The organism is Pseudomonas sp. TH04 (assembly GCF_016651355.1).
In the GTDB taxonomy this organism is placed as follows: Bacteria; Pseudomonadota; Gammaproteobacteria; order Pseudomonadales; family Pseudomonadaceae; genus Aquipseudomonas; species Aquipseudomonas fluorescens.
This window is the reverse complement of the sequence record NZ_JAEKEA010000001.1, coordinates 5,609,488-5,624,603: the sequence shown is the minus strand read 5'-3', so window position 1 is coordinate 5,624,603 and position 15,116 is coordinate 5,609,488. Positions and strand designations below refer to the sequence as shown.

The 15,116-nt window shown below is 60.3% G+C and carries 13 protein-coding genes and 1 tRNA gene; 4 read left to right on the top strand and 10 right to left on the bottom strand.

Features of this window, described 5'->3' with window-relative positions; all coding sequences use genetic code 11:
* Positions 1-33: 33 nt before the first annotated feature.
* Together JFT85_RS25305 and JFT85_RS25300 are read right to left on the bottom strand one after the other, a co-directional pair.
* On the bottom strand, positions 34-900 hold the full coding sequence (locus tag JFT85_RS25305) for a DNA/RNA non-specific endonuclease (protein ID WP_073639006.1): 867 nt from the start codon (positions 898-900) through the stop codon (positions 34-36).
* A gap of 94 nt (positions 901-994) precedes the next feature.
* Positions 995-2,212: an MFS transporter gene (locus JFT85_RS25300; RefSeq protein ID WP_201230636.1), complete on the bottom strand. Its 1,218-nt coding sequence runs from the start codon at positions 2,210-2,212 to the stop codon at positions 995-997.
* 121 nt (positions 2,213-2,333) lie between these two features.
* On the opposite strand from JFT85_RS25300, the gene JFT85_RS25295 reads away from it, so the two are divergent.
* Positions 2,334-2,981 (top strand): TetR/AcrR family transcriptional regulator, encoded by a 648-nt coding sequence (locus JFT85_RS25295; protein WP_201230635.1) that lies wholly within the window; start codon positions 2,334-2,336, stop codon positions 2,979-2,981.
* Positions 2,982-2,996: 15 nt separating this feature from the next.
* On the top strand, positions 2,997-3,665 hold the full coding sequence (locus tag JFT85_RS25290) for a hypothetical protein (RefSeq protein WP_201230634.1): 669 nt from the start codon (positions 2,997-2,999) through the stop codon (positions 3,663-3,665).
* Here JFT85_RS25290 and JFT85_RS25285 read toward each other — a convergent pair.
* From JFT85_RS25285 to JFT85_RS25275, 3 genes are all read right to left on the bottom strand, one after another.
* Positions 3,651-4,586 carry a LysR family transcriptional regulator gene (locus tag JFT85_RS25285; protein WP_073639010.1) on the bottom strand — a complete coding sequence of 312 codons (936 nt, stop codon included), beginning with the start codon at positions 4,584-4,586 and terminating at the stop codon, positions 3,651-3,653. The two genes, JFT85_RS25290 and JFT85_RS25285, sit on opposite strands and share 15 nt — an antisense overlap.
* Before the next feature lie 218 nt (positions 4,587-4,804).
* A tRNA-Asn gene (locus JFT85_RS25280) sits at positions 4,805-4,880 on the bottom strand.
* A gap of 81 nt (positions 4,881-4,961) precedes the next feature.
* On the bottom strand, positions 4,962-5,849 hold the full coding sequence (locus JFT85_RS25275) for a LysR family transcriptional regulator (RefSeq protein ID WP_053257196.1): 888 nt from the start codon (positions 5,847-5,849) through the stop codon (positions 4,962-4,964).
* A gap of 101 nt (positions 5,850-5,950) precedes the next feature.
* Here JFT85_RS25275 and lldD point away from each other — a divergent pair, with 101 nt between their 5' ends.
* Together lldD and JFT85_RS25265 are read left to right on the top strand one after the other, a co-directional pair.
* Positions 5,951-7,093, top strand: a complete 1,143-nt coding sequence (lldD, locus tag JFT85_RS25270) for an FMN-dependent L-lactate dehydrogenase LldD (RefSeq protein ID WP_053257197.1) — start codon at positions 5,951-5,953, stop codon at positions 7,091-7,093.
* A 280-nt stretch (positions 7,094-7,373) separates the two neighbouring features.
* On the top strand, positions 7,374-8,300 hold the full coding sequence (locus JFT85_RS25265) for a GGDEF domain-containing protein (protein ID WP_053257198.1): 927 nt from the start codon (positions 7,374-7,376) through the stop codon (positions 8,298-8,300).
* A 22-nt stretch (positions 8,301-8,322) separates the two neighbouring features.
* Here the strand turns inward: JFT85_RS25265 and JFT85_RS25260 are convergent, their stop codons facing one another.
* The 5 genes from JFT85_RS25260 to trhO all read right to left on the bottom strand — a co-directional run bounded on the left by JFT85_RS25260 (position 8,323) and on the right by trhO (position 15,103).
* Entirely contained in the window at positions 8,323-9,129 is an 807-nt protein-coding gene (locus JFT85_RS25260; protein WP_053257199.1) for a TenA family transcriptional regulator, read from the bottom strand.
* Between the two features lie 46 nt (positions 9,130-9,175).
* Entirely contained in the window at positions 9,176-11,638 is a 2,463-nt protein-coding gene (locus JFT85_RS25255) for an EAL domain-containing protein (RefSeq protein WP_201230633.1), read from the bottom strand.
* 71 nt (positions 11,639-11,709) lie between these two features.
* Positions 11,710-13,512: an ABC transporter ATP-binding protein gene (locus JFT85_RS25250; RefSeq protein ID WP_167422784.1), complete on the bottom strand. Its 1,803-nt coding sequence runs from the start codon at positions 13,510-13,512 to the stop codon at positions 11,710-11,712.
* 10 nt (positions 13,513-13,522) lie between these two features.
* Positions 13,523-14,158: a DsbA family protein gene (locus tag JFT85_RS25245; RefSeq protein WP_053257202.1), complete on the bottom strand. Its 636-nt coding sequence runs from the start codon at positions 14,156-14,158 to the stop codon at positions 13,523-13,525.
* A 3-nt stretch (positions 14,159-14,161) separates the two neighbouring features.
* Positions 14,162-15,103 (bottom strand): oxygen-dependent tRNA uridine(34) hydroxylase TrhO, encoded by a 942-nt coding sequence (gene trhO, locus JFT85_RS25240; protein WP_053257203.1) that lies wholly within the window; start codon positions 15,101-15,103, stop codon positions 14,162-14,164.
* Between the last annotated feature and the right edge of the window lie 13 nt (positions 15,104-15,116).

Genomic DNA, 15,116 nt, shown 5'->3' with positions numbered 1-15,116 from the left:
GCTGGCGGTTCTGCCAGCCTTGGGGGTGTCACATCAGGTGCGCCCCACCGACCCGGTGACCGGAAGATTGCCCAGCAACTTGAGCCCGGTGCTTTTCACAAAGGTGTCGTAGTCCATCGGCTTTTGGACACGGGTTTCCGCATTGGGCAGCACATAGGCCCAGGCGCGTTTCGACGAGGTGTCGTAGACCAGCTTGAACAGACGCGTCGGCACCCAGACCTTGTTGTCGCCGATGGTGCTGTAGCCCGCGTCAAACAGCGGGCCGGTAAACACAAACACATCGCCGCCGGCACGCACGGCAAACTTGCGCACGTCCGCCTCGACCTTGCTCCAGATCTTGCGGTTGTTGGTGGGGTCTTGCGGCACCATGTTCGACAGCGCGAAAGATTGGGCCATGGCATTCGCATTCGGCGCATCAGCGGCCGGCGACTGGTGACCACGGTCGACCGCCGGATGCTGGCCACGGTAGTCGCTCAACTCTGCGCGCGCGCCCTTGGGAATGCGCGGGTCCGCGTAGAACTGGTTGGTGCGCTCCTCGCCCTTGGCGTCCTTCAACTGGGCGGCATTCAAGCGTTCGACCACCACCAGCGGCGTCTTGCTGGTTTGTGAGTAGAGCACCGCGAAGTTATCCGAACACAACGCCAGGGGTTTCATCGTGGCGGGCACGCTGGCCGTGTTGATCGGCGTGGCGCCTGGGAACAGGTCGACGCAGGCGTCGAATGAAAGCTGTTTTTCTTTACTGGAATAAAGGTCGAGGGCCGCGTGCTGGCTGATCGAGCCGGAGCGAGCAGTGTGTTCCGGGGTGGGTAACTTGATCAGGTCCAGCAGGCCACGGGCTTGTACGCCAGTGGATAGCAAAACAAGGGCCGACAGCCCAGCTGCAATTGTGCGCAGGTGCATGCATGACTTCTTCGAAAGGGAGTGAGGCGGCAGGCTCCGAAAAACGGAGCCAAGTGAATGATATTGCGAGGATTATTGACCCAACCAAGTCAGATTAGTGCCCGGCCATCGCCGGTTTTTCTGTGTCACGTGCACCCGGTTTGAATCCATGGGCGTGAGCGCCCCAGGCAATCACAAAGGATACCGCGATCAACAGCACCATCGCCCAGGGAAACGAGACGACGCCCCAGGTATCAAGCAGCACGCCACCGACCACACCGCTGCCGGCAATCGCACTGTTCCACGCCACTACATTCAGCGACAGCGCCACATCCGCGCCATCCCCGGCGGCATCCGCCAGCGCGGTTTGCAGCAATGTTGCCGCGCCACCGAAACTCAGCCCCCACACGGCCATGCCGAGGTAGATGACGCTGGGTACACGGCCCGAGAAGCCGAACACCACGCAGACCGCCGCGAACGTCGCGAGGCTCGCCAGTACGGTCTTGCGCAACAGCGGCTCGACTAGTTTTGCCGTCAGCCAAATCCCCGCCAACGCGGCGATGCCGAACACCAGCAGCACCAGATCGACGCGATCGCTCAAGCCCGCAGGCGCCACGAAGGGTGCGATGTAGGTGTACAGAATGTTGTGCGCCAGCATCCAACTGATCACGACCGCCAGCACCGGCCGCACGCCGGGGGTGGTCAGCACGTTACCCAACGACACACGCTGATGCGCCGCCTGCGGCGGATAGTCCGGGACCTTCACCAGCACCCACACGATCAGCACCAGGGTCAGCGCCGACATCAGGCCGAACGTGGTGCGCCAACCCACCAGGCCACCCAGCCACGTGCCGAGCGGTACGCCCAACGACAGCGCAATCGGTGTGCCGACCATCGCCAAGGCAAGCGCCCTGCCCTGTTGCTCCGGCGCGACCATACGCCGCGCGTAACCCGCCAGCAGGCTCCAGGCCAAACCCGCCGCCACACCGGCGAAGAAACGCGCCACCAGGGTGACGCCATAGTGGGACGACAGCGCCGTGATGGAGTTGAACAGCAGGAAGCCGACAATGGTCAGCAACAGCACATTTCGCCGCCGCCAGCCACGGGTGGCGATCGTCATCGGGATCACCGCCAGCACGGAGCCCAAGGCGTAGGCGGTGACCATCTGCCCGGCTGCCGACGGCGAAATCGACAGGCCTGTGCTGATCAACGGCAACAGGCCGGCGGGCAGGGTTTCAGTGACGATGCAGATAAAGCCGGTCATGGCCAGGGCGAGCAAGGCGCCAATGGGCAAGCGCTCGGACGACGCGGATACGCTGAGTGAGGGGGTCACGGGAAACTCCTTTTGAGCCACTTAAATACTGATCGATACAAATGTTGCAGGTGGGCGTGTTGCATTGTCAATGACTTATGTATCGACTAGTATTTATCTCGTTCTTCAGAGGAGTCTCGACATGGCGCAAATGGGCCGCCCGCGTAATTTTGACCGTGACCACGCCGTGGAACAGGCCCTGCACCTGTTCTGGGAGCACGGCTACGACGCCACCTCACTCGCCCAGCTCAAAGCCGGCTTGGGCGGCGGCATCTCTGCGCCGAGTTTTTACGCGGCGTTCGGCTCCAAAGAGGCGCTGTTCGATGAATGCGTGCAGCGCTACCTCGCGACCTACGCCCAGGTTACCGAATGCTTGTGGGACGACACCTTGCCACCGCGCGAGGCCATCGAAACCGCGCTGCGCCAGTCGACACGCATGCAGTGTGAGGACGGGCACCCCAAGGGCTGCATGGTGGCACTGGGTGTGATGAGCGCACCCAGCCCTGAAAACGCACGGGTGGCAGAGGCCTTGACGCAATCGCGTGCGCGAACGCGCGCGGGCATTGTGGCCTGTGTTGAGCGTGCAATCCGTGCCGGGCAACTCCCGGACACGCTTGATGCACCGGTGATGGCGACGGTATTCGACAGTTTCCTGCAGGGCGTTTCGATCCTGGCGCGCGATGATGTGGCACACGCCACCCTTGATGCCGCAATCACACAGCTCATGCAGACGTGGGAGATTGCTTCTGCGAGGGTGGGCCGCAGAGTCACAGACAACGAAACCGTTTAAACGGATGGCATGCGCATGAAGCTCTTCAAAAAACTGTTCGGCGGCCTGAAAACACCGGCGTCCACGATGGGTACCTCGCCGTCCATCCATTTGCTGATTGCCGAGCCCACCGTCACACCGGGCGCCTGTGCCGACACACGGTTTGGTGGCACGCCATCGGTTAACGAAGGCTTTGCCTGGCCCACTTGCAAGGGTTGCGCGAGCCCTCTGCAATTTCTTGGGCAGATCCGCCCTACCGGCGCCCAGCACCTGCACCTGATTTTTATGTGCGATGAAAACCCCGGTGAATGCGGGCAGTGGGAAGCAGACGGCGGCGCCAACGCGGTGGTGTGCGTGCCAGTCAAGGACCTGCACGTCGCGGCCCTGCCGAGCGCGGGCCAAGTGACCCGCGGCACAGGCTACGGCGCGCGGGTCGAGCCGACCCAGGCCGTTGATTACACGCAGGCGCACAACGCGTTTAGCGGTCGCCGTCGCGACGTCCTCGGCCAGCTTGGCGGCGCACCTTCCTGGTTACAGGCCGAGCAAACACCGAGTTGCAACCATTGCAACGCACCGATGCGCTTTGTCGCACAGCTCGAACCGGGCCCCGACCACACAACGGAGATGAACTTCGCCGGCGGTTGCGCTTACCTTTTCGAGTGCGACTGCTCGGGCGTCTCGGCGAAATTCTTATGGCAGTGTTGAGTCCTTCGCCCACAGCTCCCGATACCCGAGCAAAAAATCCACAAACGCACGCACCCGATGTGGCACGTAGCGCCCGTGGGGATACAGCAACGTAAACGGCCGCGAGCGTCCCCCAAACGGTTTCAACACTTCCACGAGACTGCCCTCAGCCAGCGCTTGCTCAACAATAAACCTGTACGTCTGAAACAGCCCGGCCCCGTGTTTTGCCAGGGTCACGCCACCCAGCACATCATCGGCACAGCTGTACCCCGCCGCCCCTACGTACTCCTGGGCTTTGCCGTCCACCTGGAATAACCAGGAAATACGCCGGCCATTACTCGGCAGTTCGTACTGGATGCACTCATGCCCGGGCAAATCCTCCAAGGTCTGCGGCGTACCGACTCGCTTGAGGTAAGCCGGGGTTGCCACCACCACCAGTTCAGCCTCTTCCAGCGGGCGCGCGATCAGCGACGAGTCCGGCTGGGCACGCACGCGAATGGCCAGGTCATAACCTTCGGCGACGAAGTCGATATTGCGATTGCTGATGTGGATGTCCACGCTGACTTGAGGGTACAGCGCACGAAATTTGGGCAACAACGGCAGCAAACGGTGGTGGGCGTAGGTGGTAGGGATACTGATGCGCAGCAGCCCGGACGGGACAGACTGCGCGCCCATGACTGCCTGTTGCGCCTCGACCAGTTGCGTCAACGCCTGGCGGCATTGCTCGAAAAAAATCCTGCCGCTCTCGGTAAGCCGAATGCTGCGGGTGGTGCGCACAAACAGGCGCGAACCCAGGCGCTCCTCCAGGCGCGAGATGCTGCGGCTCACCGCCGCCGGCGTCACCCCCGCTGTTTGCGCGGCAGCGGTGAAACTATTGGCTTCGGCTGCGAGACAAAACAGCTCAATGCTGCCTAGCTGCAAATCTTCAAAATGACGCTTCATGACGGGCTACCAAACCACTGTTCGCCGCCATACTTACCAGCCTCCCGCGCTTAAATACAGAGCGCCCGCTCGCGGGTGACGTCTTGAACCTGGGAATTTAACCGGTGGAGGAAAAGCGCTGGCGACTGAGTTGAACGGCCGGACCCGGCTGCGCCCCCAACGAGCGAGCCAAATCCAAGCCAAAAAAAAGCCTGCATCTCTGCAGGCTTTTCTCTATCTGGCTCCACGACCTGGACTCGAACCAGGGACCCAATGATTAACAGTCATTTGCTCTACCAACTGAGCTATCGCGGAATGCGCCGTATGTTACTGATTAAAAAGAAGAAGTCAAGCACTGCGATGCATTTCAGGCAAAAACCTGCACAGCGGGTTCCTTCACCGCACAGGGCTGGCCATTTCTTTGGCCAGGTCCAGCCATGCGCGGGCGGCGGGTGGCAGGTGGGCACTGGCACGCCAAGCCAGGGCGATGTGCCAATCGGTGTGCGGCTCGTCCAGGGGGATCAAGGCAATCCCGGCGTGCTGATGCTTGAGTGCGAGCATGCGCGGCAAAAAGGCGACACCCAATCCTGCAGAGACCAGGTCGACGATAAAGTCGATTTGCCCGCTACGCGCCGTTACCCGTGGCGTCACACCTTTGAGCTCGCAGGCGGCGAGGATTTTGGCGTTCAGGGCGAAGCCGGCTTCGAACAAGATGAACGGGGAGTCGGCGAGGTCGGTGAAGTCGATGCGTTTGCGCCGCGCCAGTGGGTGGCTCATGGGTAACACAGCCATCAGCGGTTCATTGCGCACGGGTTGGTAGTCAAACCCTTGATCCGCTGGCAGCAGCAGGGCCGCGAGGTCGACCTCCCCGGCTTCCAGGCATTCACGCAGCCTTTTGCTGCCGTACTCGGTGAGTTCGATTTCGATGTCGGGGTAGCGCGTGCGGTAGGCGGCGAACATCGCCGCGAACAGTACACCGCAGCCTACCGGCGGCAAGCCTATGCGCAGTACGCCGCGCTTGAGACCCCGCAGATCATTGATCTCAGCCACCAAATCGTTTTGCTCAGCGAGCAACACCAGGGCGCGGCGGTAAGCAATTTCGCCGGCGGCTGTCAGTTCATTCTTGTGACCCAGGCGGTTAAGCAGCGGCGTGCCCAATTCATCCTCCAGTGTCTTGACCGCCTTGCTCACGGTGGATTGAGTCAATGCCACCACGTCAGCCGCCTGGGAGAAACCGCCCTGGCGCACCACTTCAACAAAGGCACGCAATGTGCGCAGGTTCATCAGTATTCCTTTAGCGACTGGATGCTAGTGATAAAAGTTGTTTTTATCATGCCAGTTTTTTGCTTATCGTGGGGTGACCAAGCTCTGTAGAGAATCCCTTCATGATCATCTCGTCCGCCTCCGACTACCGCGCAGCCGCCAAACGCAAGCTGCCGCGCTTCCTGTTCGACTACATCGACGGCGGCGCTTACGCCGAGCACACAATGCGCGCCAACGGTTCGGACCTGGCCGAGATCAGCCTGCGCCAGCGCATCCTGCGCAATGTCGACAACCTGAGCCTCAAGACCACGTTGTTCGGCAAGGAACAGGACATGCCGATTATCCTCAGCCCGGTCGGCTTGACCGGCATGTATGCGCGGCGTGGTGAGGTGCAGGCGGCCAAGGCCGCAGCCAACAAGGGCATACCGTTCTGCCTGTCGACCGTGTCGGTGTGCCCGATTGAAGAAGTGGCGTCGCAAAGCCCGCAGTCGATCTGGTTCCAGCTCTATGTGCTCAAGGATCGCGGTTTCATGCGTAACGCGCTGGAGCGGGCCCAGGCGGCCGGAGTGACGACACTGGTGTTCACCGTGGACATGCCGACGCCGGGCGCACGCTATCGTGATGCGCACTCGGGCATGTCCGGGCCGTACGCGGCCTCACGTCGGATGCTGCAGGCCATCACCAAGCCACAATGGGCATTCGACGTGGGCTTGATGGGCCGCCCCCACGACTTGGGCAATATTTCCAACTACCTCGGCAAACCCACCCACCTGGAAGATTACATCGGCTGGCTGGCGAACAATTTCGACCCGTCGATCAGTTGGAAAGACCTGGAGTGGATCCGCGAGTTCTGGAAGGGCCCGATGATCATCAAGGGCATCCTCGACCCACAGGACGCCAAGGACGCGGTCAGTTTCGGTGCCGATGGCATCGTGGTCTCCAACCATGGCGGCCGCCAGCTCGACGGCGTGTTGTCGACCGCCAAAGCACTGCCGCCGATTGCCGAGGCCGTGGGTGATGACCTGACCGTGCTGGTGGACTCAGGCATTCGCTCCGGGCTCGACGTGGTGCGCATGCTCGCCCTCGGTGCCAAGGGTTGCCTGCTGGGGCGCTCGACCGTGTATGCCTTGGCCGCCGCCGGCCAGCACGGCGTGGAAAACCTGCTGGATATTTTCGCCAAGGAAATGCGCGTGGCCATGACCTTGACCGGCGTTACGTCGATTGACCAGATTGACCACACCACCTTGGTTCAAGCAGCCAAATAACTGACGCAGTTATTCAGCGACCGATTTTGCCTTTAAAAACGGTCGTTGATTTATAAGGCTTTTTATTAAGTTGAGCAAAGTGGCATGAATCTCGCTCTATTAGCGTTGAAGCAGGTAAAGCGATGACAAGACGTGTGGCACTGCCCAGGGGTTATAACCCATGGCAAAGCGGTTTAAACTGTTCCAATGTTTTACGGAACTGAAGGAACAGTAAGACGCTTGGCATTTGCCACTCTCGTGCAGCCTGTAGGACAGTTATGTGCTTAGAGGCCGTCAGCTTATGAAATCACCGACCCAGACCAACGCAATTGACTTCGACAGTGCCAAATTGCAACGCCTGGGGTTTGGTCAGCCAGCTCTTCTTCCACGTCGTCCAGCCACCCTTGCCCAGCTTCATCAGCAACTGAGCCAGCAATTGCAAACCAGCCTGGAGCCGGAGCGTATCTTGGCTTTGTTCTTTCGTGAAGTTCAGCGCCTGGTTCCTCTGGATGCTCTGCAATATCGCCATGAAGCCAGCGACTTGCGCCTCGAGTTCGGCCACCGCGGCCACCACTCAGTGAGCTACACCTTGAGCCATGAAGGCGAACACTTGGGCGAGCTGATATTCCGTCGCAACCAACGCTTGATGGAAGACGAGTTGGGCCAACTTGAGTCGCTGCTTTCAACCTTGCTTTACCCGATGCGCAACGCCTTGCTCTACCGCGCCGCCACCCGCAGCGCCCTGCGTGACCCCTTGACCGATACCGGCAACCGCATTGCGATGGACCAGACCCTGCAACGCGAAATCGACATGGCCCGGCGGCACCTGAGCCCGCTGTCCTTGTTGATGCTGGACATCGATCACTTCAAGAAAATCAACGACACCCACGGCCATGCAGCGGGCGATATCGTACTGCGCGCCGTGGCCGGGTCGATCAAAAGCCAGTTGCGCAACGTCGACATGGTGTTTCGGTTTGGTGGCGAAGAGTTTCTGATTTTACTGTCGAATACCGGCCGGGACGCGGCTGGCATGGTCGGCGAACGCCTGCGCCGGGCTGCGCAGGTTCAGGATTATTGGGCCGACGGCAAGCGGATCGAATTGACGGTGAGTCTGGGCTGCTCGACCTTGCTGGCTGCCGAGTCTGCCGAAAGCCTGTTGCGCCGGGCCGACAACGCCTTGTATGTGGCAAAGCGCGAAGGTCGCAACCGCTTGGCAATGGCGGGGTAAACACCCCGCCATCACGCTTACATCACGCCTCGCTGGCGATGCGAACCGGGCGTTCGCGAACCACAGCTGACGCCTTGGCTTTTTCATTTTCCAACTGCATGCAGCTTTCCAAAAACAGGTACATGTAGTCATAGCTCTTGCACACGGCCTGGCGCAGCTCGACCTGCAGCGCTTTGCTCGGGTTCATCCCGGCCAGGGTGCAGATGATTTCCAGGGCTTCCCAAGGGTGTGCGTCGTCGTACTGGGCGTGCATCTTCAACCACTTCATTGCGCGCTTGCGGTCTTCCTCAGGGAAGGCAGCCGCGTACACACCGGTCGAACACACCACGGCGGACCACTCCCCAGTCGCCCCCTCGATCGCGTAGTTGGTTGCGGCAATCGCCACGATCAACGCATCGGCCGAGCTGGTGTGCCAGCACCAGTGACTCAGCGCGTGCAACTCAGGCGGTACGTTTTGCGCTTGCAGCTCTTCCAGGCTTACGCCATGAGCGCGCGCCCAATGTACCCAGTAATCGGCGTGGTTGAGTTCCACACGAATATTGCGCATTAGCCACCGACGCGCCATATCCTCCCCGGGATGGCGGGCAAACTTGGTCTTGGTGAGGTTCTGTGCCATGTACAAGGCAAACTGCTCCACCACTGGCCAGCCACCGATCAGGTAGTGGCGCATGGTTTTGGCGCTGAGCGTGTTATCGCGCATGCGCTGGTACAGTTCGTGCTCGACAACTCGGCGCTTGCTCTCGCTACAGTCCTGGATCAATTGTTGCGCCCAGGCGGGGTAACTTGAGGCTTCCATAAGCGGGCCGGTTCTGTTGAATGTGTCGATCACTGTAGGGCTCCTTTTTTAAGTGTGATTGTACAGACCAGCAAATGTTTCAGCGGAATGTGCCGGGCGCCTTGAATAACAGAGGCTGCGGCCGCACAGGTCGACACTGCAAGCTATCAAAGGTAAACAGTTGCGGGCGTTCAATCAGGTAGCCCTGAGCGTAATCAACACCGATCTCAAGTAAAGCCTGTTCGATCTGCGGTGTTTCAACAAACTCGGCAATCGTGCGTTTACCCATGACGTGGCCGATGTGGTTGATCACTTCGACCATGGCGCGGTTAATCGGGTCGTCCAGCATATCCTTTACGAAACTTCCATCGATCTTCAGGAAGTCTACAGGTAAATGTTTCAGATAAGCGAATGAGGACATCCCGGCGCAAAAGTCATCGAGGGAAAAATGGCAACCTAACGCTTTGAGTTCATTAATAAAGCGAATTGCACTACCCAAATTGGCTATAGCGCTTGTCTCAGTTATTTCAAAACAAATCATTTCCGGCGGAATGCTGTAAGCCTCGAATTTCTCACGTAAAAAACCGAGAAAATCATCATCTCCGATAGTTATGCCTGACAGATTAATCGCACACATGGCCATAGGTCGCCCGGCCCGTTCGTGCATACAACCGGCGATGATTTTGAATACGTTTTCCACCACCCAGCGATCCAGCGACGTCATCAATCCATAACGTTCGGCCGCCGGAATAAAACTGTCGGGTAGAATGATGCGGCCCGCCTCATCGTGCAGGCGCAACAGGATTTCAATATGGCCGTTGCCGCCATCCGTGTGGCCCAGCGGCGAGATTTCCTGGGAGTAGAGGCAAAAACGATTTTCCTCCAAGGCCACGTGCAGGCGCTGTACCCAGGCCATTTCGCCAAAACGCAGGGACAATTCCGAATCATCGGTATGGTAGACCTGCACACGGTTACGGCCCTTTTCCTTGGCCATGTAGCACGCCATATCGGCCGCGCGTAGTGACGTTTCCAGGGTGGTCGGGGATTGCGAGATATGCACCAGGCCAATACTGACGGTGGTCATGAACGGCCGGCCCTTCCACACGAAATGCAGGCTTTGCACCGTATGGCGCAGGCTCTCGGCGATCTTTTCCGCCACCGCTGCCGGGCAGTTTTCCAACAGGATGCCGAACTCGTCGCCCCCCAGCCGCGCCAGGGTGTCGCCCTCACGCAGGTCCGACTGCAGCAACGCGCAGATATGCCTTAACAGCTCATCACCCGCCGCATGCCCGCAGGTGTCGTTAACCAGCTTGAACTGGTCCAGGTCGAGAAACATCAACGCATGGCGTCCGCCTTTCTGGCGCCCCACGTTATGCAGCACCTGCTCCAGGCGGAATTCGAACTCGCGACGGTTGGCCAAACCGGTCAAGGCATCGTGGGTGGCTTGCCACGACAGATTGGCAATGTACTGACGCTCCTGCGTCATGTCGTGCAGCACCAGCACCGCGCCGCTGACCTTGCCGGCGCTGCGGATCGGCGCGCCCACCAGAGTGACCGAAACCGTACTGCCATCCAGGCGCTGGATCAGCTTGGAATGCTCGCTGCCACCACTGAGCCGGCCTTTGATGATGTGCTCGATCAGGGTAAAGCCGTCGGGTTCAGCAGCCTCATCGAGCAGATTGAATAACGCCGCCAAGGGCAAGCCTTGGGCCTGGGCACTCTTCCAATGGGTAAGCGCCTCGGCGGCCGGGTTCATGTAGGCGATGGCACCGTCGACATCCGTGGTAATCACACCGTCGCCAATCGACTCCAGGGTGATCTGTGCGCGCTCCTTCTCGGCCTGCAAGGCCATGGCGAACGCGTGGCGCTGGCTCAGTAGCTTGTGGGTACGCAGCAGCGCCAGGGCAATCAGGCCCAGGGCGGTGGCCAGGTTGGTGACCAGCAACAGGCGCAAAATCATCCGCGAACCTTCGCCCAACGCATCGCTGAATGCCTTGGCAGCCGGCGTAACGCCGTCGTTGATGGCAATGATGCGCGCTTTCCACTCGCTTATATCGCCGGGGCTGACGTGATCGCTGCGGATCGCCCGGTGCATCGTCCGGGCCAGGTCATCCAGTTGCACCAGGTAACCGTCGCCTACGGTCCACAGTTCAATGGCTTTTTCCAGGTAACTGAAGTGGCGGAAGTTGAGGTACAGCCAAATCACGCTGGACACATCATCGGGGTGGTTGCCGCCCTTGAGGATGCCTTGGCGTGCGGCAGCGAGGTCCGGGGTGGAACGGTCCAGCGCGATGCGCAATTCATGCCCGCCCTGTGGGACGGCAATCGCTTGCTGGTATTTGAGAAAAGTGCTTTCGTCGCGGTTATCAGCGTAGAGCGTCAGGTAGTAGATGGCGTCTTTCTGGCCTTTGGACCAAAGACTCTCGCCAGCCACATAGCCCCGCACTGCCGACAGCACATAGAGACTGACGCAGCCTAACAATGCCTGGAACAATACGACGGCGATAAAGGGCCAGACGATGCCCAACAGCCTTGGCGTTCCGAGAGTCCGCTTTTGCTTCATGAAGTCCCTTACACATGCACAGCTGAATACGCACGCGAAAAACCAATCCCGATAGCACCGACGAAGCTAAATCAACGCACTTGTTGCAGGTGGCCGTACAACTTGGCGTACAACCCACCCTCAGCAATCAGCTGCTGGTGGTCGCCATCTTCGGCGATACGCCCGCCATCGAATACCAGCACCCGGTCAGCCTGCTTAACCGCCGAAAGCCTGTGGGCGATGATCAGTGTAGTACGCCCACTGAGAAACCGCGCCAGCGCCTGGTGCAAGTTGTACTCGGTGGCGGCGTCGAGGGCGGAGGTGGCCTCATCCAGAATCACCACTTTGGGTTCGGCCAACACCATCCGCGCGATTGCCAGGCGCTGGCGCTGGCCACCGGAAAAGCGCACACCGGAGCGCCCCACTACGCTGTCCAGGCCCAAAGGCAGTGCCTTGACGGTAGCATCCAACTGCGCAATTTCCAATGCCTGCCAGCAGGCCTGGTCCGTGCGTGTGCGGCCCATGGTCAAGTTGGCGCGCACGGTGTCGTTGAACAGCGCCGGGTGTTGCAACACCACGGCGACGTTCTCGCGGATGGTTGCAAGACCGATTTCCTGCTGGGTCGCACCACCAAAACGAATGCTGCCGGCCTGCGGTGTATAGAGCCCCAACAGCAGTTGCACCAAGGTACTTTTGCCGCCGCCACTGGCGCCGACGATCGCGACCTTCTCGCCCGGTGCAATGGCCAGGTTCAACTGGTCAAGCACCAAGTCTTCGCCGTAGCCGAAGTTGAGCCCACGTACTTCGATGCCAACGGTCTCACGCCCGGTGAACGGGTCTTCGCCCCCGGCATATTGCGGCTCGTCGGCACGCGCCAGCAGCTCGTTGATCCGCGTCAGCGCGCCGCCCGCGGCGTAAAAGGCGTATTGCAGGTTAAGCAGTTGTTCCACCGGGCCGATCATGAACCACAGGTAGCTGAACACGGCGAGCATCTGGCCGATGGACAGGTCGGAAAACAACACGGTGAGCATCGCCGCCGCACGGAAGATGTCGATGCCGAACTGGAACAACAGGCCACTGGCACGGCTGGAAGCGTCGGTTTTCCATTGGGAATGAATGGCGTAGTCGCGCACTTCCTGGGCACGCTGGCCCAGGCGCCCGAGGAAAAAGCCCTGGCGGTTGCCGGCCCGCACTTCCTGGATGGCATCAAGGGTTTCGGTCAGGGCCTGGGTGAAGCGCGACGTGCTGTCGTTCTCAAGTTTCTTCAAGTGTTTGACGCGCTTGCCCAACTGCACCGTGGCATAGATCACCAACGGATTGAACAGCAGGATCAGCAACGCCAACTGCCAGTGCATCCACACCAGAATGGCCGAAGTGCCCAGCAGCGTCAGCATGGCCACCAGGAAGCGGCTAAGGGTTTCGCCGACAAACTTATCCAGGGTATCCAGGTCGGTGACCAGGTGCGTGGTCACTGTGCCGCTGCCCAAGCTTTCGTATTCGCCAAGGGATATACGCTTGAGCCGTTCGATCAGGCGCACACGGATGCGATAGACAATGTCCTTGGCCAGCCGTGCAAACAGCCGCGCCTGCACAACGTTGAACACCAACGCGCCGCAACGCAAACACAGGGTCACCAGCAGCATCAGGCCGATATACCCGGCAGCCTGCTGCCAACCCAGCGGCAATGCGTGGTTCATCACGTTGAGTGCGGCATCGCCATGGCCCAGCAGCACTTCGTCGACCAGCAAGGGCAACAACAGAGGGATGGGCACGCTGCACAAGGTCGCCAGCACGGCAACGCCGTTGGCGATCCACAGGGATTTCTTGTGGCGCAGGGCCAGGCGGCGAATTTCCGCCCAGGTCAGGCGATCTGTGCGTTTGGAGGGCTCGGTGATGTCGGGCTGGTCATACACAGGTGGCTCGCTCCAACCAGCGGGCAAGCAACGGCGACAGCTCGGACAGCGGCTGATAGCCGTTGGTCAACAACGCCAACTGGCCATGGCGCTCGGCCAGCAAGGTCGGGAAACCGGCAATCCCCAAATCCTGCACCCAAGTGAAATCGGCGGCCGTCGCGGCGTGCTGCTCGGCACGGTCGAAGGCGCCGGCAAACTCGATACGCGGTATGCCGGCCTCTTCGGCCAGCTCGACCAACACGCTGGCGAGGGTCACATCACGACCCTCGACATAAAACGCGCGCTGGATCAGCCCCAGCAACTTCCACGCGCAGTCTGGCGCCAGGCTGCGTGCCGTGACGATGGCGCGGCACGCAGGCTCTGTGTCATAGACGAAACCGTCGGGCAACGCCCCCTCACGCTTGAACGGCTGGCCAGTGGCCTCGGTGACCGCCTGCCAGTGCTCCAGAATGTAGCGCCGGGTCGTCGGCTCCAACGCCGCGCCGCTGCCGGTGCGCAAACCGCCCACCACCAGGTGCAGCTCGACGCCGGCCGCCTGGGCCTGCTCAACCAGCGCCTGCGCCACCGGGGCAAAGCCCCAGCACCAGGAACACATCGGGTCCATCACATAGAGCAGGCGCGCGGGCATGGGTCAGGCCTCGGAGGGGGTTTGCTTGTAGTTGAAGCCAATCGGGTGCGGCAAATTGCGGGCCTTGGCCAGCTCGATCTGCTTTTGCCGGTCAATTGCGCTGCGACGGGTCTTCTCCGGCAGCTTATCCCAGCAATGCGGGCAACTGATGCCGGCCACATAATGCTCGGACGCGCGGTCTTCGACGCTCACCGGTGTACGGCAGGCATGACATTGATCGTAGTCGCCTTCGCTCAAGTCGTGGCGCACGGTGACGCGATTGTCGAACACAAAGCAGTCGCCCTGCCATTTGGTCTCTGCCTGAGGCACCTCTTCGAGGTACTTCAGGATGCCACCCTTGAGGTGGTAGACCTCATCGAAGCCTTCGCTGAGCATAAAGCTGGAGGCCTTCTCGCAACGAATGCCGCCGGTGCAGAACATCGCGACTTTCTTGTGCTTGGCCGGGTCGAAGTTGGCTTTGATGTAGTCGGGAAACTCGCGAAAACTGGTGGTTTTCGGGTCGATCGCGCCTTCGAAGGTGCCGATGGACACTTCGTAGTCGTTGCGCGTGTCGATCAACAGCACTTCCGGGTCGCTGATCAGCGCGTTCCAATCTTGCGGCTCGACGTAGGTGCCGACTTTTTTGTTGGGGTCGACGCCTTCGACGCCCAGGGTCACGATCTCTTTCTTGAGCTTGACCTTGGTGCGGTAGAACGGCTGGTCGTCGCAGTACGATTCTTTATGGTCGATGTCGACCATGCGCGGGTCGTTCTTCAGCCAGGCCATCAGGCCATCAATGCCTTCGCGGCTGCCGGAAACGGTGCCGTTGATGCCTTCTTCGGCGATCAGCAAGGTGCCTTTGATGCCATTGTCGACCATTGCCTGCAGCAGTGGCTCGCGCAGCGCAACGTAGTCTTCGAGGGTGACGAACTTATACAGTGCCGCCACGACGATGGGTTGGGTCATGGGTATTCTCTCC